This window comes from Asaia astilbis JCM 15831 (assembly GCF_000613845.1).
In the GTDB taxonomy this organism is placed as follows: domain Bacteria; phylum Pseudomonadota; class Alphaproteobacteria; order Acetobacterales; family Acetobacteraceae; genus Asaia; species Asaia astilbis.
Genome location: NZ_BAJT01000009.1, coordinates 125748 through 145590 on the forward strand (window position 1 = coordinate 125748; position 19843 = coordinate 145590).

At 58.7% G+C, this 19843-nt stretch carries 19 protein-coding genes and 4 pseudogenes; 16 read left to right on the top strand and 7 right to left on the bottom strand.

Annotated elements, in window-relative coordinates; all coding sequences use genetic code 11:
• Window positions 1-47 precede the first annotated feature (47 nt).
• Both rpmB and fusA read left to right on the top strand, forming a co-directional pair.
• Complete coding sequence (rpmB, locus tag JCM15831_RS08405) at window positions 48-350, top strand: 50S ribosomal protein L28 (protein WP_025823947.1); 303 nt, start codon at window positions 48-50, stop codon at window positions 348-350.
• Between the two features lie 235 nt (window positions 351-585).
• A pseudogene (fusA, locus tag JCM15831_RS17670) lies at window positions 586-2690 on the top strand (elongation factor G).
• 76 nt (window positions 2691-2766) lie between these two features.
• On the opposite strand, the gene JCM15831_RS21905 reads toward fusA, so the two are convergent.
• Window positions 2767-2907 carry a hypothetical protein gene (locus tag JCM15831_RS21905; protein WP_198024279.1) on the bottom strand — a complete coding sequence of 47 codons (141 nt, stop codon included), beginning with the start codon at window positions 2905-2907 and terminating at the stop codon, window positions 2767-2769.
• A 33-nt stretch (window positions 2908-2940) separates the two neighbouring features.
• On the opposite strand from JCM15831_RS21905, the gene JCM15831_RS21910 reads away from it, so the two are divergent.
• From JCM15831_RS21910 to JCM15831_RS17690, 6 genes are all read left to right on the top strand, one after another.
• Window positions 2941-3483, top strand: coding sequence for a TetR-like C-terminal domain-containing protein (locus tag JCM15831_RS21910; RefSeq protein WP_198024280.1), 543 nt, complete (start codon window positions 2941-2943; stop codon window positions 3481-3483).
• 230 nt (window positions 3484-3713) lie between these two features.
• Window positions 3714-5147 (top strand): sugar ABC transporter ATP-binding protein, encoded by a 1434-nt coding sequence (locus JCM15831_RS17680; RefSeq protein ID WP_232228065.1) that lies wholly within the window; start codon window positions 3714-3716, stop codon window positions 5145-5147.
• Window positions 5126-5272, top strand: a complete 147-nt coding sequence (locus tag JCM15831_RS22635) for a hypothetical protein (RefSeq protein ID WP_232228066.1) — start codon at window positions 5126-5128, stop codon at window positions 5270-5272. Before JCM15831_RS17680 ends, JCM15831_RS22635 begins: the two co-directional genes overlap by 22 nt.
• A gap of 12 nt (window positions 5273-5284) precedes the next feature.
• The gene (locus tag JCM15831_RS22640; protein WP_232228067.1) at window positions 5285-5671 is read left to right on the top strand and encodes a hypothetical protein; all 387 of its coding nucleotides are present in this window, start codon (window positions 5285-5287) and stop codon (window positions 5669-5671) included.
• Window positions 5584-6303, top strand: coding sequence for an ABC transporter permease subunit (locus JCM15831_RS17685; protein WP_232228068.1), 720 nt, complete (start codon window positions 5584-5586; stop codon window positions 6301-6303). Before JCM15831_RS22640 ends, JCM15831_RS17685 begins: the two co-directional genes overlap by 88 nt.
• Before the next feature lie 176 nt (window positions 6304-6479).
• The gene (locus JCM15831_RS17690) at window positions 6480-7292 is read left to right on the top strand and encodes an ABC transporter substrate-binding protein (protein WP_232228069.1); all 813 of its coding nucleotides are present in this window, start codon (window positions 6480-6482) and stop codon (window positions 7290-7292) included.
• Between the two features lie 43 nt (window positions 7293-7335).
• Here JCM15831_RS17690 and JCM15831_RS08435 read toward each other — a convergent pair whose 3' ends face one another.
• The 4 genes and pseudogenes from JCM15831_RS08435 to JCM15831_RS22650 form a co-directional block, all read right to left on the bottom strand.
• A complete protein-coding gene (locus JCM15831_RS08435) occupies window positions 7336-7593 on the bottom strand; it encodes a GlsB/YeaQ/YmgE family stress response membrane protein (RefSeq protein ID WP_025823949.1) in 258 nt (85 codons plus the stop codon).
• Between the two features lie 317 nt (window positions 7594-7910).
• Window positions 7911-8264 (bottom strand): hypothetical protein, encoded by a 354-nt coding sequence (locus JCM15831_RS22645; RefSeq protein WP_232228070.1) that lies wholly within the window; start codon window positions 8262-8264, stop codon window positions 7911-7913.
• Between the two features lie 245 nt (window positions 8265-8509).
• Window positions 8510-9691 (bottom strand): annotated as a pseudogene (locus tag JCM15831_RS17695) (phosphoenolpyruvate carboxylase); the annotation flags it as partial.
• Between the two features lie 569 nt (window positions 9692-10260).
• Window positions 10261-10779: a hypothetical protein gene (locus JCM15831_RS22650; protein ID WP_232228072.1), complete on the bottom strand. Its 519-nt coding sequence runs from the start codon at window positions 10777-10779 to the stop codon at window positions 10261-10263.
• Window positions 10780-10899: 120 nt separating this feature from the next.
• Between JCM15831_RS22650 and JCM15831_RS08445 the strand changes: the two genes are divergently transcribed.
• The 8 genes and pseudogenes from JCM15831_RS08445 to JCM15831_RS17705 all read left to right on the top strand — a co-directional run bounded on the left by JCM15831_RS08445 (window position 10900) and on the right by JCM15831_RS17705 (window position 18335).
• Window positions 10900-12231, top strand: coding sequence for a DUF445 domain-containing protein (locus tag JCM15831_RS08445; RefSeq protein ID WP_025823950.1), 1332 nt, complete (start codon window positions 10900-10902; stop codon window positions 12229-12231).
• Between the two features lie 128 nt (window positions 12232-12359).
• The gene (locus JCM15831_RS08450; protein ID WP_025823951.1) at window positions 12360-12827 is read left to right on the top strand and encodes an SUF system Fe-S cluster assembly regulator; all 468 of its coding nucleotides are present in this window, start codon (window positions 12360-12362) and stop codon (window positions 12825-12827) included.
• Window position 12828: 1 nt separating this feature from the next.
• The gene (sufB, locus tag JCM15831_RS08455; protein ID WP_025823952.1) at window positions 12829-14319 is read left to right on the top strand and encodes a Fe-S cluster assembly protein SufB; all 1491 of its coding nucleotides are present in this window, start codon (window positions 12829-12831) and stop codon (window positions 14317-14319) included.
• Window positions 14320-14330: 11 nt separating this feature from the next.
• Window positions 14331-15100: pseudogene (gene sufC / locus JCM15831_RS17700) on the top strand (Fe-S cluster assembly ATPase SufC).
• Window positions 15097-16314 (top strand): Fe-S cluster assembly protein SufD, encoded by a 1218-nt coding sequence (sufD, locus tag JCM15831_RS08465; RefSeq protein WP_025823953.1) that lies wholly within the window; start codon window positions 15097-15099, stop codon window positions 16312-16314. The pseudogene sufC and the gene sufD overlap by 4 nt, the downstream one beginning before the upstream one ends.
• Window positions 16314-17549, top strand: a complete 1236-nt coding sequence (locus JCM15831_RS08470) for a cysteine desulfurase (RefSeq protein WP_025823954.1) — start codon at window positions 16314-16316, stop codon at window positions 17547-17549. The genes sufD and JCM15831_RS08470 overlap by 1 nt, the downstream gene beginning before the upstream one ends.
• A 17-nt stretch (window positions 17550-17566) precedes the next feature.
• Window positions 17567-17950, top strand: a complete 384-nt coding sequence (locus JCM15831_RS08475; protein ID WP_025823955.1) for an SUF system Fe-S cluster assembly protein — start codon at window positions 17567-17569, stop codon at window positions 17948-17950.
• Between the two features lie 14 nt (window positions 17951-17964).
• A pseudogene (locus JCM15831_RS17705) lies at window positions 17965-18335 on the top strand (HesB/IscA family protein).
• Here the strand turns inward: JCM15831_RS17705 and JCM15831_RS08485 are convergent.
• Together JCM15831_RS08485 and JCM15831_RS21915 are read right to left on the bottom strand one after the other, a co-directional pair.
• A complete protein-coding gene (locus JCM15831_RS08485; RefSeq protein ID WP_025823956.1) occupies window positions 18326-19612 on the bottom strand; it encodes a class I SAM-dependent RNA methyltransferase in 1287 nt (428 codons plus the stop codon). The pseudogene JCM15831_RS17705 and the gene JCM15831_RS08485 overlap by 10 nt on opposite strands.
• 6 nt (window positions 19613-19618) lie before the next feature.
• Window positions 19619-19843, bottom strand: a 225-nt coding sequence (locus JCM15831_RS21915; RefSeq protein ID WP_198024281.1) for a hypothetical protein, incomplete at its 5' end; no start/stop codon positions are given.

Below are 19843 nucleotides of genomic sequence, written 5' to 3' on the forward strand. Positions count from 1 at the left end.
TGCCGGGATTGGTCTCGGCGAACATATCACTACCGAGGATCAAGTCCATGTCACGCCGCTGCCAAATCACGGGCAAGGGTGTGCTGACGGGCAACAACGTCAGCCACGCCAACAACAAGACCCGTCGTCGCTTCCTGCCGAACCTGCAGGAAATCACCCTGCTGTCCGATATTCTCGGCACGGGCGTTCGTCTGCGTCTGTCCACCCAGGGCATCCGCACGGTTGAGCATAACGGTGGGCTGGATTCGTTCCTGATCACCACGCCGAACCGCAAGCTCCCGGTTGACGCCCAGGTCATCAAGCGCCGCATCCTGCGCGCTCAGGAAAGCAAGGCCGCTCAGTCCGCTTGAGACTGACGGCTTTTGCCTTGCGCCCCTTCGGGCGAAAAGGCAGATAGCATCAAAATTGGCCTTGAAAACGTGATCGGGTTGCTTCATTCAGCCACTCGATCACAAGGCCCGACTTGGTCGATCCGGCTTCGACGTCTCCCGGATTTCTTCGGAAAAAGCGTCGATCTGTGACGGCCACGGCAAAGGTGTTTCGGGGCGGCCTGAAGCACCTTTAATCGCATTCTGGAGGTATCCCGTGTCCGAAAGCAGCGTCGCAGAAGCCAAATCGGCTCTCTCGAAGATCCGCAATATCGGTATCACCGCGCATATTGATGCCGGTAAGACCACGACGACCGAGCGCATTCTGTACTACACCGGCATGTCGCACCGCATCGGCGAAGTGCATGACGGTAACACCACCACCGACTACATGGCGCAGGAACGTGAGCGTGGCATCACGATCACCTCGGCCGCTGTGACCTGCGAATGGGACAACCATCGCATCAACATCATCGACACCCCGGGCCATATCGACTTCAACATTGAAGTGAACCGCTCGCTGCGCGTGCTCGATGGCGCCATCTTCATCATTGAAGCGTTGCCGGTGTTCAGCCGCAGTCAGAGACCAACTGGCGTCTCGCTGACCGCTACAACGTTCCGCGTATCATCTTCATCAACAAGCTCGATCGTACAGGCGCCGATTTCTATCGCGCGTTCGACACGCTGAAGGAAAAGCTCGACATCGTCGCGATTCCGCTTCAGCTGCCGATCGGTATCGAAGAAAACTTCGTCGGTGTGGTCGATCTCGTCGAGATGCGCGCCATTGTCTGGGAAGGCGGCGAGCTCGGTGCGAAGTTCCATTACGAGGAAATTCCTGCCGATCTGAAGGACAAGGCTGCTGAAGCCCGTCAGAACCTGCTCGACACAGCTCTGAGCGTTGATGAAGCCGCGATCGAAGAATACTTCGAAAAGGGCGATGTCGACATCGAGACGCTGAAGAAGTGCATCAAGAAGGGTGCCATCTCCGGTGCCTTCCGTCCCGTCATGTGCGGTACGGCCTTCAAGAACAAGGGCGTTCAGCCGCTTCTTGACGCGGTCATCGACTACCTGCCGGCTCCTGACGAAGTCGAAGGTATCCGTATTGCGCCGCCGGAAGACGAGGAAGTTGACGAGAACTTCCTGCCGATCGTGCCTGTCGATCCCGATGGCAAGTTCGCTGGTCTCGCCTTCAAGATCATTTCGGACAAATACGGCACTCTGACCTTCGTGCGCGTTTATCGTGGCATCCTGAAGTCCGGCGACACCGTGATGAACACGACCAAGGGCCACAAGGAACGCGTGGGCCGCATGTTCCAGATGCACGCTGACGACCGTAAGGAAGTCAAGCAGGTTGGCGCTGGTGACATCGCTGCCTTCGTCGGTCTGAAGGACACCCAGACGGGTGACACCCTCGCCGACGGGACGGATCCGGTTGTTCTGGAGCGTATGCAGTTCCCGGTTCCGGTGATCGACATCTCGGTCGAGCCGAAGACCAAGGACGCTGTCGAGAAGATGACGCTGGCCCTTCAGAAGCTTGCTGCTGAAGATCCCTCGCTGAAGCTCAAGACCGACCAGGAAACGGGTCAGACCATTCTGTCCGGCATGGGCGAGCTGCATCTCGACATCATCGTGGATCGTATGCGTCGTGAATACGGCGTTGAAGCCAATGTCGGTGCACCTCAGGTTGCTTATCGTGAGACGATCTCGCGTTCGCATATCGAGACCTACACCCACAAGAAGCAGTCTGGTGGTTCGGGTCAGTACGCTGAAGTCAAGATCGAGTTTACTCCGGTCGAGCGTAACGAAGGCATCAGCTTCGAGAACAAGGTCGTCGGCGGAACGGTTCCGAAGGAATACATTCCGGCTGTTGAAAAGGGCATCCGCATGCAGTCCTCGACGGGCGTGCTGGCTGGCTTCCAGACTGTTGACTTCAAGTTCACGCTGCTCGACGGCAAGTACCATGACGTTGACTCGTCGGCTCTGGCCTTCGAAATCGCTGCTAAGGCTTGCTTCCGTGAAGGCATGAAGAACGCCGGTCCGGTCATTCTTGAGCCGATCATGGACGTTGAAGTAACGACCCCGAACGATCACGTTGGTGACGTGGTGGGCGATCTTAACCGTCGTCGTGGTATCATCCAGAGCCAGGAGACTGCCGGTTCGACCGTCATGATCCGCTCGCAGGTGCCGCTGAAGGAAATGTTCGGCTACATCTCGCATCTGCGTTCGGCAACCAAGGGCCGTGCGTCGTTCACGATGCAGTTCCATCACTATGATCCGGTGCCGCGCAACGTGGCCGACGAGATCATGGCGAAGAGCGCCTGATCTTTCAGGGTTAAACCTGATCGACGAGAAAGCCGCCCCTTTGGGCGGCTTTTTTCGTTTTGAAGGTTTTGTCTTGTCATCGGTCGAAACAGGCTGCGTAAAGCCGGTAGAGGGCCCTGCCTTTAAAGCTGAGCAGGATCATCGTAACCAGACCAACCTTGAGAAGGATACCGATCCAGTGGCTTTGCTGGTCGGTTGTTGCAAGAAAGAGAAGCACGCTGCTCCTAATCAGAAAGAAGACACGCCATATTTGCGTATAAAGGCGGAAGAAACGCGTCAGGGTGGGCGGGGTGTCGAAGCTTTGACGCTTCGAGGGGTCACGCGTCACGCTGGTGTGTCCGCGACGGCGGCGGTACCCCATTTCGGGACTCTTACAGGCTTGCGTTCTGCTCTCGCTGCTCAAGGCTATACCGAACACGCTCAGAGGCTCCTCTGTGCTTTGGAGGGAGAGATTGACGGTCGCGAGCGCGGTGTCGGAAGCTGCCTGCAATCAGAGAGCCGGGCGACGTCTTTCGCAGCTGGGGCCGCCTATATCGAGTTCGCGCTCGATAATCCGGATCTCTTTCGCTTGATGTTTCGACGCGCTCTGCTGGATTACACGCAGTTCGATCTCGCAATTGCCTCCGACAGAGCCTTCCAAGCCCTTCGGTCTCTCTCCGGGAAGGATGTGGCAGTCCCCGCGCGGCCTGCGCTCATGGCGGGTTTATGGGGGCGCGTGCATGGACTCGCAGTGCTTGCAATCGATGACATGCTCGGGATGTTTGAGACTGAGCAAGGAGCCGAAGAGGGTTAAAAAAAGCGTTTTTACTGGCCTCGCTTGAGGCCATGGAACGACCGGTCGCCATCGAGAATGGTATGCGGTGAAACATAAATGATAAGTAATGATCACGTTCACGTGATATGCGTCTTTATTGCGAAATCATTATATTAAATTAATGAAAACTCTGCTTCTCTCAGTGTCAGCGGGAGGCGCCAAGGGGCAAAACCTCTCCAGATTCAGGCTCAAATCGGGAGGCTGGTCCCATGACATTAACCCAACACATTACGGACCAAACGCAGATGGGTAGTGCGCCCCTCCTGCAAGTGTCGGGTATTTCCAAGACATTTTCCGGGACCAAGGTTCTCAAGAATGTTTCGCTCGCCGCCTATGGTGGTGAAATCCTCGCTCTGATGGGCGAGAACGGGGCTGGCAAGTCCACGTTAATGAAAATTCTGTCAGGTGCGTACAGCGCAGATCCGGGTGGAGAAATTCGTATCGCCGGAGAACTCGCCAAAATCACGAACCCTGCCTCAGCGCGCGCTTTGGGGGTCGGCATCATCTACCAGGAGCTCGCGCTGGCTCCCAATCTCACCGTTGCCGAAAATATCCATCTCGGTTCCGAGTTGAGAAAGGGCGGAATGATCGATCGTGCTGCGATGAATAACGCCTGCCGGGGATTACTCAAGGAGCTTGGCGCGCCCTTCGGCCCCGAAGACACGCTTTCAAGCATGTCGGTCGCCGAGCAGCAGCTTGTCGAGATTGCCAGAGCCCTGCATCGGGATGTGCGGGTACTGGTCCTCGATGAGCCGACGACGGCGCTTTCTGCGCGTGAGACGGAGAGGCTGTTCACCCTCATCCGCCAACTTCGCGCCAGAGGTCTTGCGCTGATCTATATCAGCCACCGCATGGATGAAATCGACGAGCTGGCTGACAGGGTCTCGGTACTGCGTGACGGTGCGCATGTCGGAACGCTTGAAAAGCACGAGCTTTCTTCCGCACGTATCGTGAGCCTTATGGTCGGACGCGACCTTTCGAGCTTCTACGAAAAAGCGGGCAATCATGTGCGCCGTGACGGCACGCCGATCTTGCGGGTCGAGGGGCTGAGTGATGGCAAAAGGGTGCAGCCGGTGTCTTTCGAACTGCGCTCAGGCGAGGTTCTGGGAATTGCCGGACTGGTTGGTGCGGGTCGTACCGAGTTGGCTCGTCTGATTTTCGGGGCAGACCTCAAAAGCACCGGGACACTCTGGCTCGACGGTAAAAAGACCGATATCCGCTCGCCACGCGATGCTCTAGCCGCAGGCATCGCCTATCTCACCGAAGATCGCAAAGCGTTGGGCCTGTTTCTCGACATGTCCTGCAGCGGCAATATCAATCTCGGCGTGGTCGAGCGCGATGCGCATCTCGGCGTGCTGGATCATGCCAAGGGACGAACGCGCGCCACGGGATCTTTCTCGTCGCTGCGGATCAAGGCCCAGAACATGCTGACCAATGTCGGCGGGCTTTCGGGTGGCAATCAGCAGAAGGTTCTGCTGGGCCGCCTGCTCGAAACGGGACCCAAGGTGCTGATTCTCGACGAACCCACCCGCGGGTCGATATCGGCGCCAAAACTGAAATCTATCGCATCATCAATGATCTGGCGGCGCGAGGGCTGGGCATCATCGTCATCTCAAGCGAAATGGCCGAAATCATCGGTGTGAGTGATCGCGTGCTGGTCATGCGTGAGGGTCAACTCACCGGTGAGCTCGAAGGCAAGGCGATTTCGCAGGAAGCCATCATGACGCTCGCAGTCGGGCTCGCCCCCGCTGCTCCTCTTGCCGCCTAGGATACTCCGCAAATGAGCAACACTCTCAATCCGGCAGTGGTCGTGCCACCTGCTGCGCAGATGAACGCGCGCGTTACGACCCGCAGCCTTCTTCAGGCCGCAGGTATGTTGCCGGTGCTGATCCTTCTCGCACTTGGCTTTCACTTTCTCGGCGGACACCGCTTTCTCTCTGGCCAGAATCTGTCGATCATCGCCCAGCAGGCCTCGATCAATACCGTTCTGGCTTCGGGCATGACTTTCGTCATTCTCACTGGCGGGATCGATCTCTCAGTAGGGTCGATCCTGCTTTCGCCGCGATGTGCGGCCTTCTTGTGTCGGTCCTGCCCCATGTGGCCTGGCTTGCTGTCCCCGCCTGTCTGGGAGCAGGGCTGCTTATTGGCGCTTTTAACGGAATCCTGATTGCAGGCGTCAAAATTCCGCCTTTCATCGTGACGCTCGGAACGCTGACCGCCGTACGTGGTCTGGCTCGTCTGATGGGCAATGACCGGACCATATTCAATCCGGACCTGTCTTTCGCCTGGATCGGCAATGACGGCATCGCCATCACGTCGAGCTTCACCATTCCCTGGCTAGCCGTCATCGCTCTGGCTGTCGTGGTCGCGAGTTGGTTTATCCTGCGGCGCACCGTGCTTGGCGTCCATATCTACGCCATCGGGGGTAATCCTGCTGCGGCTCGCCTTGCAGGTATCCGCGTCGGCCTGGTGCTTATGTTCGTCTACGCTGCGTCAGGCTTGCTGGCTGGACTGGGTGCTGTGATGTCCTCGGCCCGTCTCTATGCCGCAAACGGTCTGCAGCTCGGTCAGTCCTACGAGCTGGACGCGATTGCTGCGGTTATCCTCGGCGGAACGTCCTTCGTCGGAGGTGTCGGTACGATCTGGGGCACGCTGGTTGGCGCTCTCCTCATCGCGGTTCTGACCAACGGGCTTATCCTGATCGGCGTCTCCGATATCTGGCAGTTTATCGTCAAAGGTCTGGTGATCATCGTGGCCGTCGCACTCGATCGGTTCCGCGCTCCTGCCGCCCGCACCTGAGTATCGTTTTCCTCGACTTTACTTCCCTTAAGTTCTGGATGTTTCAAGATGAATACGCGTTCAAAATTCCTCGTCGCTGCGCTGGCTCTCTCAACCTCTCTGGCGGCGCCGCCGGCGCTCGCTGATGACATCAGCAGTGTCGGCGTTCCGTCGGATCGCTAGGAAACCCGTATTTCGTGGCGCTCGTGAAAGGGGCCACGACCCAGCTCAAGAGTGACGCGCCAAAGGCCAGCATCAATGCGCTCTCGGCTGACTACGATCTGAACAAGCAGTTTTCCCAGATGGATAGCTTTGTGACATCCGGGGCAAATCTGATCCTGATCAACGGTGTGGATCCGCAGGCGGTGCTTCCTGCTGTCAAACGCGTTCAGAAGGCAGGAGCTGTGGTCATTGCAGTGGACGTGGCCTCGTCAGGTGTCGATGGGACAGTCCAGACCGATAACGTTGCAGCCGGTCGTATCTCCTGCGAATTTCTGGCGAAGAAACTGAGCGGCAAGGGCGAGGTCGCGATCGAGAACGGCCCGCAGGTTTCGTCGATCATTGACCGCGTCCGGGGCTGTAAGGAGGTCCTTGCCCGGTATCCTGATATCAAGATCGTCAGTGATGATCAGAATGGTGGAGGCGATCGCGATCTCGGCTTCAAGGTGATGCAGGGATATCTGGTTCGTTTCCCGAACCTGAAAGGCGTCTTCGCCATCAACGATCCGGAAGCGATCGGGAGCGATCTGGCGATCCGTCAGGCCCATCGTCAGGGGATTATCGTGACATCGGTGGACGGGGCGCCCGATATCACCGTTTCGCTCAAGGATCCCAAATCGTCGATCGTCGCTTCTGCGAGTCAGGATCCCTACCAGATGGGTAAGGACGGTGTCGCGATGGGACGCGCGATCAAGGAAGGGAAGATTGCCAAGGGAACGGTACGCCTGATGGCACCGACGCTGATCACACGGGACAATGTGGACAGCTACAAGGGTTGGACGGGAGAGTAAGAAGAAGCAGCCACCCCGGCGTCTGGCGCCGGGGTGGCAAGTTTCAGTCTTGCTGTCTATTTGAGACAAAGATCCGGTAAACAAGGAGAAGGATCATCGCGCCGAAGACCGAGGCAATGAACCCTGCGGGCTGACCCTCATGGTAAAAATGCAATTTCTGGCCGATCCATCCTGCGAGCAGAGCGCCTGCGATACCCAGGAAGATTGTGATGATGAAGCCGCCCGGATCGCGCCCGGGCATCAGGAATTTGGCGATCAGTCCGACGAAAAAGCCGACGATCAGGGTCCAGATCAGATGCATGTCATCTCCTTAAGCGGACAAGAATAGTCACAGATACGTGACTTAAATGAAGCCAACCTGACGGTCCACGTTACGTTTCGGGTAGGCTTCGCTCATCGCCCTAACGCCCGTCTTCCAAACACGTTCAGAGTGTATCGGTGCGTTGCCTGCTTATTCCGCCTCTCGGCCCTGTTCACTCAGCTCTGATCGTCGTTCTGATCTGTCCTCGACGCAGGAACAGGAGATGAAACAGGTAAAGTAGGCAGGGACGGAGGTTGCTCGATCTAACAGATGGCAGCGTGACGCACCCGGCTTTATTAGAAGCAGGGTACGATCAATCAGCCGAAAGAGCCGTTGGCGTGCATGATGGCAACGCTGATCTCACGCAGCACTCCAAATAGGCGCGCCATGGGAGCAAAGATTTCCTCATGTTCGCGCGTGAAGCCGTGATCGTCGCGTGGACCGCTCGGTTCATGGAAGTCGAGATCCGTTACGACACCTGCCGATTGCGGGAAAATCTCTGATAGACGTTTCAGAACGGCAGGAATTTCCAGCTGCAGCACCAGTCGGAGCAGGGCTTCGCGGTTGATGTCGTTACGCGGGCTGAAATAGGGAATGCGCGTCGCAAGAAGCCAGATCTGCCCGATGACAGCATGGCGGATCGCGTGGAGCGTGCGTTCTTGAGCGCTCATTTTGAGCGTATGGCTCCAGACCGACTCAAGCGCAATGTTATCGGCCTGGATACGGCGGAACATCGCCGGAAGGCTGCGCCAGAATTCGAGCCCTTCCAGCCCGCTGGCCAGAGCGAGGTGCTGGCTCCGTTGCTCCTCATTGCGCGCAGATGCGGCGCGATCGAGCCATGTGCCGGGGTCGAGCAGGCGAACGATGCCGCGCAGGCGCCGATATCGGAATGCGCAGCGGCCTGACGGGCAAAATCGAGCGCGAGACCGAAGCGGCGGCTCTTGCGTGCCAGCTTTTCGAAAGTCTCGGGATGGCGCGCAGCCGCAGTGCCGAAGCCCTGAAGCACATTCGTCCACCAGCCAAGCTGCTCGAGAATGGCGTTGTTCGGGATGGCGCGCAGCTGGCTCGGATGTGTGATGCGCGTCACGCTTATTCCGTCACCCTGACGCGCCGAGGGGCGCGAGCCGGATTTGTCGATCAACGCCGGGCCAAAGGCTCCGAGCAGCCCCGCATAGCCGGGATCTTCGACAAGGCTGCTCATGTCGAGCGCGATGGTCGAGAAGAAATCCGAGGAGAAATCGGGCTCGTCATAAATCGGGTCACGCGTGGTCGAGAGCGGATGCACCAGATGCTCGGCCAGCGTTGCGATCGTAGACGCTGCGAGTGTTGCCGTACCGAACAGGGTGTAGCCATCGCCGCCCTGAAAGGCCGCTTCCTCGCGCAGGCTGATTCCGGCTTTGGCGAAAAGACCACGCGTATGATCGGGGGAAAAATAGCTGAGGCGGTCCGACAGGCTGAACGGATGCGCCCCACGGCCAATACTCTCGCCATGTGTATCGAACAGCACCAGCTCGATATCCTTCATGCCGTGCTTTTGCATGAGGGTCAGGGTGCGCAGACGCAGACGTTCGACCAGATTGGTTGCGGCAAGCTGACCGATATAACGGCCCGAGTCCGAGTATCCGAATTGCAGGCAAAGTCGGCCGTTATTGCGGATATACTCGCGCCAATGCGGTGAGCGGAATGCTTCTTCGAGAATGATCTCGCCATTCTCGAGTGCGCTCTGGGTTTCGAAAAGCGGTGAGATCTGGATCTGATCGTCACGAATACCCAGCTGGCGCGCCAGCCAGAGCGTGGCGAGCAGCGTGTAGCCGCTCTCCGTCTCGGCGATCAGGAAGCGGATCGGCGTGCCGGAATCGATATGCTTGAGGATCTGCGCCATGGTCATCATCAGACGCCCGGCGGAAGACTGCTCCATCATCACAGCACCAAAATCGACCGGGATCGGCGTCTTTAGCGCTTCAAGTGCGTCGTTGATCTGTGTCAGAACCAGACGGCGGCGTGACGGGATGGTGGGGTCGTCTTCGATCCCGAGACGATGGCGCACCACATTATAAATCTGGGTTGCGTTTAGACGCGTATGGATATGGGCAGCGCCCAGCCCGTGCGCCATGAAGCCCGAGCGTGCCGTCAGCAAGGCTGTACGGCGGGCGCCTTCGAGCAGCGCGAGCGCATCGTCAAAAAGCGGCGCGAGCGTTTCTGCCGAAGACAGGGCGGCTTCGCGACGGCTGACCAGCGTCTGGGCGAAAGCAGCAATAGCGGTCGCATCGTTCTGACTATGGCCGGGGCAGGCGGCCTCCTGCTCCTTTACGGCACCGAGGGCCACGTCGATGCGGGCGACAAGCTGCGAACACTCAGGCAGCAGGGACTCAAGCTGCGTGCGCAGGCGTTCGAGCTGCGTGCGCTTGAGGGCGAGGCGGATGCGGAGCGTGTCCCACCAATGGATATCGCTGCGTCCGTCCGTATCGAAGCCAACCCAGGTCGCTAGAATGAGTGTTCTGATCGTCAGTGCTGCCAGGGCGTCGACCTGACCGGGCCAGCGGACGGCGGCATGATCCAGAATGGCTGCGTTAAAGACATCGAGCGCGTCGCGCCCACGCAAGATGGCGGTAAGCGCAAGGTTCTGCTCATGCGCCAGAGTGGGGGCAGCCTCGCGCCGATGCGATTTCAGCTCAGGCAGACGATGGGCCGGGTCGTCGCCATGTCGACAATATGGCCGTAGACGCTATCGGCCAGAGCAAAGGTCGGATGCGCAGTAAAAACAGCGGCAAAACCGGGGCGCGAAAGCCGGGCGATCAGAGCATCCGGCGTATCACAGCTCTCAACAGTTTTTCTGGCCGCCTCATCGAGACGGTCCAGCGGCGCCGTTTCATCGGTGAGTCCGAGATAGCTCCGCAGGCGCGCGGCGCGCTCAACGAGATTGCCATCGCGCAGCACACGCACGATTTGTTCGAGAGTCTCGACAGACAGTGTGCCGTCGATCAGTTCATCGCCGATCTGGCTGGACAGGGTTTCGATCGGGTCGGGAAGGTGGCGCTCGTGACCGGCGCGGTCCTGTAGAGCCTGCATCTCATCTGTCAGACGCGTTGCGAAAGCGGCGCCCTCGCCGGTTTTTGAAATAATTTTCTGATCGACCTTTGAGGCGGGCGTTCCGTCAGGGGCGTGATGCGGCGCGGTATTGGACAAGGCACTCTCGCTTGAATTCGGGTCACGGGCAACGACCGGTTTTCCATGTCAAAGCATGATGGCAATGGAGGATCGTTTGAGGCACAGGACTTTTTATCACAGCGATGATAGGGAGAAGGCATGGCTCATGCGACCCCTGATCATTCCGCTCCCAGTGCGTCACAGGCTGAAGCTACGGCGATCGAGGCCGAAGCTCAGGCAAGTCTGAAAGCATCCCGCCGTCTCGCGGGCGGCCTTCTGGTGTCGATGGGGGGCGTCATGGTGCTCTCAGCCGGCTTACCCGCGCTGGGCGTCATGAGAGACAGTTACCTGCTCGAAGTCTTGCGCTCTGGCGCGCGCGCCGGGGTGGTGGGGGGCATTGCAGACTGGTTTGCCGTCACCGCGTTGTTCCGGCATCCGCTCGGACTGCCTATTCCGCACACTGCTGTGCTGCCGCGTCAGCAGCCGCGTCTTGCGCGGGCTCTAGGGCGTTTTGTCTCGACGCAGTTCTTTACGGAAGAGGATGCAAGCCGAGCGCTGGCCTCGGCCGATGTGGCGCGCCTTCTCGCCAATCTCTTGCGTCAGCCGCGCACAGCCAGCGCCACGGCGTCGGCCTTGCGACGCAGTGTGCCGGACATGCTCGACCGTCTGGAGGATGGACGTGCCTCAGCCGCAATCGCCAAAGCGTTGCCGGTGCTGGTCGGCGGGGAAACCTCGATCAAGGTTGTGACACGGTCCTTGCGGGCGCTGGTCGATAACGAATTGCATCAGGAAGTGCTTTCAGCACTTCTGGAGCGCTTCAAGGCGGCGGTTCAGAAGCGCGAAGCAACTTTGCGGAGTTTTATCGAAGAGCGCGTACGCGAGCAGGGCGGTCGCATGATCGGCTGGGCAATCGGTCCTTCCGTCGCCAATCGTGTCATTACGGCGCTTTATATGGAGCTTGACCGGGTCGATCCGCAGGATTCCGATATCCGCGAAGGATTTACGGGGTGGATCCGACAGGAGATCGATCGTCTGGAGGAGGATCCCGAAAGGCGGGCCCGGTTCGGCAATGCGATTTCGGGCTATCTCGGCCATGACAGTCTCAAACTCTGGTGGTCGGAGATCTGGCAACGGTTCCGCGGGGTGGCTGAGGCCGACCTTGCTTCCGAGGAAGGGTGGAGCCGTAGTGTGATTGAGACAGCGCTTCTCAGTCTGGCCGATCAGCTGGATCATGACCCCGGGATGCGCGCTCGTCTGGAGCAGACGCTCAAGACGACTCTGGTCAGGGTTCTGCCGTCTCTGCGTGATAAGCTGGCAGTTTATATTGCGTCGGTGATGGAGCGATGGGACCCGTCCGAGCTTTCAGCCAGACTCGAACAAAGGGTCGGACGTGACCTGCAATATATCCGGATAAACGGCACGGTGGTCGGATTTGTGGTAGGTGCGGTGCTCGACATGCTCATGCAGCTTTGCTTCGGCCATCTCGGCTGATCGAGTTTTTCTGTGTGTCACAGAGGGCGAAAAGGGTTGACGCAGCGGCTCTGGACGCGCATCTGCTACAAAATAGCACCATTTAGGTCTTTAATATCTGTCCGCACCGGACTGATCGAGGGAGCCGAATGCTCAGGTTATCCAAACTCGCCGATTACGCAACGGTTCTGCTCGTGCAGCTCGGTCAACACGACACGCTCATGACGGCGACCGCGCTCGCGGGGGCGACGGGCGTGCCCGAGCCCACCGTTGCCAAGCTGCTCAAGGGATTGGCTGCTGACGGTCTGGTTGCTTCCCATCGCGGCGCGCGTGGCGGATACCGTCTTGCCAAAGCGCTCTCCGAGATCTCGATTGCGGCGGTCATTACCTCCGTTGACGGTCCGATTGCGCTGACAGCTTGTGTCGAGGGACGCCTGTGTGAAGCGAAGTCGCTTTGCGCCCTCTCATCGGGGCAGTGGGACATGGTCAACCATGCCATCCGCTCGACCCTCGAATCTATCAATCTTGACGATATGAGCCGCGCCCATCTGACGGGTGAGTTTACACCTGCATCGCGATGTGTGGCTCACGATCACCATCCTGCCTCGGAGGGATAAGATGCCAGCCGTTACGGAAACCCGCGAAGCCGTCGAAACGCTCGGCCAGTCTACCTATAAATGGGGTTTCGAAACCGACATCGAGATGGATTTCGCGCCTAAAGGGCTCAGCGAAGACACCATCCGTTTCATTTCAGCACGCAAGCAAGAGCCGGAATGGATGCTTGACTGGCGCCTTCAGGCTTTCCGTGCCTGGCAGGCGATGGAAGAGCCGAGCTGGCAGAAGCCGGAATATCCGGCCATCGATTATCAGGACGCCTTTTATTTCGCCGAGCCGAAAAACAAGCCCGGCCCGAAATCGCTGGACGAAGTCGACCCTGAATTGCTGCGCACTTACGAAAAGCTCGGCATTCCGCTGCACGAACAGGCCATTCTGGCCGGTGTCGAAGGGGCGGGCGACGTCGAAGCGCGTTTGCCGGTGGCTGTCGATGCCGTGTTCGATTCCGTGTCGGTCGTCACGACCTTCCGCAAGACGCTGGAAGAAGCCGGGGTCATTTTCTGCCCGATTTCCGACGCCATTCGCGAGCACCCTGAGCTTGTGAAGCGCTATCTGGGCTCGGTTGTTCCGGTTAGCGATAACTTCTTCGCAGCGTTGAACTCGGCCGTCTTCACCGATGGATCGTTCGTCTATGTGCCTGAAGGCGTGCGCTGCCCGATGGAGCTCTCGACCTATTTCCGCATCAATGCCCGCAATACCGGGCAGTTCGAGCGGACGCTGATCATCTGCGAGGACCGCGCAACAGTCTCGTATCTCGAAGGCTGCACGGCACCGATGCGCGACGAAAACCAGCTCCATGCGGCTGTCGTCGAGCTGGTGGCGATGAACGATGCCAAGATCAAATATTCCACGGTGCAGAACTGGTATCCGGGTGATGAGAACGGCAAGGGCGGTATCTATAACTTTGTGACCAAGCGCGGTGCCTGCCGCGGCCGCAATGCCAAAATTTCCTGGACGCAGGTCGAGACAGGATCTGCGATTACCTGGAAATATCCCTCCTGCATTCTTGCCGGGGAGGGCTCTGTGGGTGAGTTCTACTCGGTTGCGGTCACCAATAACCGTCAGCAGGCCGATACGGGTACCAAGATGATCCATCTTGCGCCCAATACGCGCTCGACCATCATCGCCAAGACGATTTCGGCAGGTCGCTCCGACAGCACCTATCGCGGTCTGGTGCGCATGATGCCCAAGGCACGCGGTGCGCGTAATTTCACCCAGTGCGACAGTCTGCTGATCGGCGATCAGTGCGGCGCACACACGGTGCCTTACATCGAAAACCGTAACATGACGGCGCGCGTTGAGCATGAAGCGACAACGTCGAAGATTTCTGAAGACCAGCTTTTCTATTGCCGGTCGCGTGGCCTATCGGAAGAAGATGCCGTCGGTCTCATCGTCAACGGGTTCTGCAAGGATGTCCTGAAGGAACTCCCCATGGAGTTTGCAGTGGAAGCTCAAAAGCTCCTGCAGCTCAGTCTTGAAGGTAGCGTCGGGTAAAGAACCGTATCATGAATGATTTTCTGAAAATTTCCGGTCTCTGTGCGCAGATTGACGATAACGGAACCCCCAAGGAGATCCTGCGTGGACTGGATCTTGAAGTTCCCAAGGGCGAGATTCACGCCATCATGGGTCCGAACGGATCCGGTAAATCGACGCTTTCTTATGTGTTGGCGGGCCGTGAAGACTACGAAGTAACCGGCGGCAGCGCCGAGTTCCTCGGCGAGGACCTGCTGGCGCTCGAGCCGGAAGAGCGTGCGGCTCTGGGTGTGTTCCTTGCGTTTCAGGCGCCCATCGAATTGCCGGGTGTGAACAATGCCAACTTCCTGCGCACAGCCGTGAACGCTGTGCGGCGCGCGCGCAAGGAAGATGAGCTGGATGCGGTCGGCTTCCTCAAGGCTGTGCGTGCCGAAACCAAGCATCTGCAGATGTCCGACGACATGCTCAAGCGTAACGTCAATGTCGGGTTCTCTGGCGGCGAGAAGAAGCGCAATGAGGTGCTTCAGATGCGTATGCTGCGACCGAAATTCGCCATCCTCGACGAGACAGATAGCGGGCTCGACATCGATGCTCTGCGGATCGTCGCCGAGGGTGTGAACAGCTTCGGGGGGCGGATTTCTCGGCACTCATCATCACCCATCACCAGCGTCTTCTGGACTACATCAAGCCCGACCGTGTTCACGTCATGGCGAAGGGCAAGATCATCCATAGCGGCGGGGGCGAAGTGGCGCTGGCGCTCGAAGCTCAGGGCTATCAACAATATCTCGAGGCGGTGGCATGAGCGGCGCGATCGCTCTTTCGCCGGCAGTCGAGTCCTTTCTGTCCCGGGCCCATGACGGCGAGGCGCGCAGCCTTTTGCAGCGTCAGGGTCTGCCGCAGCGTCGTCTCGAGGCCTGGCGCTATACGCCGTTGCGCGACCTCGACAAGACCGGTTTCGCGGCACCTCAGTCCGTCTCGGACGAGGAGGCTGAAGCTTTGGTGGCTCGTTTGGCCCCTGAGGCTCAGGACGGTCATCGCGTGGTCTTCGTCAATGGCACGCTGATTGCGGCCCTGACCGATTTGCCGGAGACGGTTCGGGTCGTGCCCGTCGCCGTTCCCCTGCTTGCCGATCGTCCTCTGAGCGTCCTGAACAGCGCGGTGCAGCAGCCCGGCTTCGGCATTCGAGTGGCCGCAGGCGTTGATGCCGGCAAGATCGCTCTTGTGTCCCTCGTGACGGGCGATGAACCAGCGTCGACCCATCTCGCACATCAAGTGACGCTGGAAGAAAAAGCGCGTCTGACCTTGCTGGACATCCAGTCGGGAGAAGGCACGTATCTCGCCAACCCGAGCCTGACGGTTTCGGTCGCTCAGGAAGCGCATCTTGTTCATCTGCGTGTTCAGCAGGACAGTGTTGAGGCGACCAATCTGGCGTTTGTCAGCGCCGAGATTGCTGAACATGGCATTTATGACAGCTTCACGCTGACGCTGGGTGCGCGTCTTTCGCGGCATGAGGTGCTGGCGCAGCTTGATGGCAAGCATGGTGCCGTGCATGTCAATGCTGCGCAGCTTCTGGGCGGGGCGCAGCACGCTGATCTGACGTCGGTGATCACGCATGCGGCACCTGATTGCATTTCACGCCAGACGGTCAAGAACGTCCTGATGGATGGTGCGCATGGTGTTTTCCAGGGCAAGATCTTCGTCGATCGTATTGCCCAGAAAACCGATGGGTACCAGATGAACCAGGCGCTTCTTCTGTCGGAAAAGGCGCAGATCGACAGCAAGCCAGAGCTTGAAATCTACGCCGATGACGTGAAATGCAGCCATGGTGCCACGGTTGGCGCTCTCGATGACGAGCAGCTTTTCTATCTGCGTGCCCGTGGCATTCCGCAGGCGGAAGCCCGTGCAATCCTTGTGCGCGCTTTCCTGCTGGATGCGCTTGCGCTGGTGACGGATGAGGCGGCCTATGCGCTGCTCGATCAGCGCGTCGAAGCATGGTGGCAGAAAAGAGAGGCCTGATGACGCAAAGCGCTGTTCTCGACCGCTTCGACACATTGCGAAGCCGGTTTCCGATCCTCTCCGAGACCGTTCATGGACGTCCGCTCGTTTTTCTGGACAGTGCGGCCTCGGCCCAGAAGCCGGATTGCGTCATTGAGGCGATGGCGCAGGCCATGCAGCATCAATACGCGAACATCCATCGTGGGCTGCATTGGATGAGCGAACGGACGACCGAAGCTTATGAGTCGGTCCGTACCCAGGCTGCGCGTTTCCTGAAAGCCCCCGATCGCAGCGAGATCATTTTCACGAGGAACAGCACCGAGGCGATCAATCTCGTTGCGCATTCCTATGGGGCATTGCTCAAGCCCGGTCAGGCTGTCCTGATCTCCGAGCTGGAGCATCACTCCAATCTCGTGCCCTGGCAGATGCTGCGCGACCGCGCCGGGATCGAGCTGCGTGTAGCCCCGATAACAGACGAGGGTGACCTCGATCTGGAGGCCTACAAGGCTCTGCTCGCAGATGGGCGTGTCGGATTGGTGGCAATCACCCACATGTCCAACGTGCTTGGTACGTTGACCCCGGCAAAGGAACTGGCGCGCCTCGCCCATGAGCACGGCGCGCGGATTCTCTTCGACGGATCTCAGTCTGCCGTTCACCGCGCGATCGATGTGCAGGATCTGGAAGCGGATTTCTTTGTCTGCACCGGGCACAAGCTCTACGGGCCAACCGGGATCGGTCTGCTTTGGGGTAAGGCTGAGTTACTGAACGCGATGCCGCCTTTCATGGGTGGTGGCGAGATGATCGAGAGCGTCAGCTTCGAAAAATCGAGTTGGGCGCCTATTCCCCACAAGTTCGAGGCGGGGACCCCACCGATTATCGAAGTCATCGGTCTGGGTGCGGCGCTTTCGTTCATGGAAGAGCTGGGCGCGGAAGCCATTACCGCGCACGAAGAAGCGCTCGTTGCCTATACGCGCGAGACACTCGGTTCCTGCGAAGGCGTGAAGCTTGTCGGCTCGCCTGCAGAACAGGGTGGTGTGGTCTCTTTCATCGTCGAGGGCGCGCACCCACATGATCTGGCGGTGCTGCTGGATCGGCAGGGAATTGCCATTCGCGCTGGCCAGCATTGCGCCGAGCCTCTGATCCGTCGTCTGGGGCTCACTGCGACGGCCAGAGCCAGTTTTGGTGTTTATACGACACGCGACGATATCGATGCATTGGTAAAGGGCGTGTTGCGCGCCCGACAGATGCTGGTCTGACACAGGAAATTGCGATCATGACTGAAGAAAACCATGTCCTGACCAGACCGTTTGGCGCTTCGTCTGAAAACGAGGCTCAAGAACCAGCGTCGTCGAGCATGCCGGACGAAGACAGCGTTATTTCCGCCATTGCGACCGTTTATGATCCGGAAATTCCGGTCAACATCTACGAGCTCGGTCTGATTTATGCGATTGATCTCCATGATGACGGTCGCATCGATATCGAGATGACCCTGACGGCGCCAAATTGCCCAAGCGCGCAGGAATTGCCCGAACAGGTTCGCGAAGCTGTGGCGGCATTACCGGGCGTCAGCAAGGCCAGTGTTGCCGTCGTTTGGGATCCTCCATGGGACATGAGCCGTATGAGCGATGACGCACGTCTTGCACTGAATATGTTCTGAACGGAGAGAGCGACATGAGCGATACACAGACAGCTCCTGCGGCGAAACGGCGGGAACTTCCCCCTCTGATGCAGATGACCGAGCGCGCCGCCCAGCGCCTCAAGCAGCTCTATGAAGGGGCGAATAAAGGCAGATCCTGCGTATCGGTGTGAATACGCGTGGCTGTTCCGGCATGTCCTATGACATGAACTTTGTTGAGGAAGCCCGACCGGGAGATGAGCGCGTGATCGATCACGGTCTGCAACTTCTGGTTGAGAGCAAGGCGACCTTGTTTCTGATCGGGACGGTGATGGATTACGAGATTAAGGATCTCGAATCAGGCTTCACCTTCACCAATCCCAATGAAAAAGGCCGTTGCGGCTGTGGTGAGAGCTTTCACGTCTGACGACGTGAAAGCCTTTTCTTGCTCTTGGTGAAGCACACGACGGCTTCGACCTCGGTGGACCAGAGAAACTGGTCAATGACCGATACGGAAAGCACCTCGTAGCCAGCCTTGTGCAGAAGCTGCGAGTCCTTTTGCAGGGCCTGAGGGCTGCAGCTCACATAGATGATGTCTTCGACCCCGGATCGGGCAATGTGCTCCATCTGAGACAAAGCGCCCCCATGGGGTGGATCGAGCACGATCACTCTGGCTTTGGAAAATTCCTTGGCGATCAGAGGCTGGCGGGTGAGATCGCGATGGGTCGTCTCGATGCGCTGACCGACGGCGCCAGATTTGAGGGCCGAAATGGCTTCATAATGGCCTTCATAAGCCAGAACGCGGCCCTTTTGCGCCAAGGGCACGGTCAGCGTTCCGAACCCTGCGAAAAGCTCCACAATCGGGTCACGTCTGTTCAGGGCGGGCAGCGCTGCAAGGACCGCATCCGCAATCGCGGTTTCGCTTTGATTTGTCGCCTGAAGGAAGCCACCGGGAGGCGGGCTCAGTTTTACAGCCCCAAAATCGTGAAAGACCGGCCCTTGCTGGGCAACAATCTCGAAGCCCTCGCTTGGGCGACGTTTTGAGCGCCACGAGATGCGCGGTATTTTATGAGTGCGACCGAAGGCTGCGAGCTTGACCCGATCTGTCGGTGCGAGCGCGGCATCCGTTGCAATCAGGATGTCCGGGCCTGAGCTGTAGAGATTGATCTGCAGATCACCACCGCCTGTCACAGCGCCTAGCGCGCCGAGAACCTCACGCAGTGGTTCGAGCAGAGCAAAAAGAGTGGGGTCGATCACGTGACATTCGGTCATGTCCACGACATCGCCATGACGACGATGAAGACCCAGAATGATTTTGCCTGGCTGGCGTTGGAAGGCGAGGTCGATGCGGCGGCGGCTCTCGGTTGAGACCTGCATGGCATCGATAGACGGCACTGTCTCGAAGCCGGCGCGCGACAAGGCATGGCGGACCAGCCCGGTTTTCCAGTCAAGCAGGGCCGGGCGTGCCGTCGTCTGCATCGCGCAACCGCCGCAACTTCCGAACAAGGTGCACACTGGATCGACACGATCGGTAGACGCCGACAGGATGTCGATCAGCTCGACGTGACGTGCGGCATCATAGCGTAGCTTGAGATGATCGCCCGGAACGGTCTGGGGAATATAAGCGGGCTTGTCGTCAATGAGGACAAGCCCGTCTCCGTTCGCCCCGAAGGAGAGAACGGTCGTTTCAATAAAAGAAGCCATCAGGATTCAGGCAGTGCCGCGATGCTGGATCGGGCCAACCTGTTCGTCATGTTCTGCTTTCCGATTACGACGAGGCAGAAGCATGAATGCTGGCGTATCGTGACCGAAGCCAGTGCGCGGTGCATCGTGATCGAAAGCGGAGGTCGGCGCGATGGAGGTGTCGCTCGCATCGGCGCTGTGACGTTGTTGTTGACGGGGCGCTTCGTTCGGAGCTTTGCGGTCGCCACGGTC

Coding starts and splice junctions, on each gene's coding strand:
- JCM15831_RS17680 (WP_232228065.1), top strand. CDS start 3,714: ATGACATTAACCCAACACATTACGGACCAAACGCAGATGGGTAGTGCG.
- JCM15831_RS08475 (WP_025823955.1), top strand. CDS start 17,567: ATGACTGAAGAAAACCATGTCCTGACCAGACCGTTTGGCGCTTCGTCT.
- JCM15831_RS08485 (WP_025823956.1), bottom strand. CDS start 19,612: ATGGCTTCTTTTATTGAAACGACCGTTCTCTCCTTCGGGGCGAACGGA.
- JCM15831_RS08470 (WP_025823954.1), top strand. CDS start 16,314: ATGACGCAAAGCGCTGTTCTCGACCGCTTCGACACATTGCGAAGCCGG.
- sufD (WP_025823953.1), top strand. CDS start 15,097: ATGAGCGGCGCGATCGCTCTTTCGCCGGCAGTCGAGTCCTTTCTGTCC.
- JCM15831_RS22635 (WP_232228066.1), top strand. CDS start 5,126: ATGGCCGAAATCATCGGTGTGAGTGATCGCGTGCTGGTCATGCGTGAG.
- JCM15831_RS08450 (WP_025823951.1), top strand. CDS start 12,360: ATGCTCAGGTTATCCAAACTCGCCGATTACGCAACGGTTCTGCTCGTG.
- JCM15831_RS22640 (WP_232228067.1), top strand. CDS start 5,285: ATGAGCAACACTCTCAATCCGGCAGTGGTCGTGCCACCTGCTGCGCAG.
- rpmB (WP_025823947.1), top strand. CDS start 48: ATGTCACGCCGCTGCCAAATCACGGGCAAGGGTGTGCTGACGGGCAAC.
- JCM15831_RS08445 (WP_025823950.1), top strand. CDS start 10,900: ATGGCTCATGCGACCCCTGATCATTCCGCTCCCAGTGCGTCACAGGCT.
- sufB (WP_025823952.1), top strand. CDS start 12,829: ATGCCAGCCGTTACGGAAACCCGCGAAGCCGTCGAAACGCTCGGCCAG.
- JCM15831_RS22645 (WP_232228070.1), bottom strand. CDS start 8,264: ATGAGCGCTCAAGAACGCACGCTCCACGCGATCCGCCATGCTGTCATC.
- JCM15831_RS08435 (WP_025823949.1), bottom strand. CDS start 7,593: ATGCATCTGATCTGGACCCTGATCGTCGGCTTTTTCGTCGGACTGATC.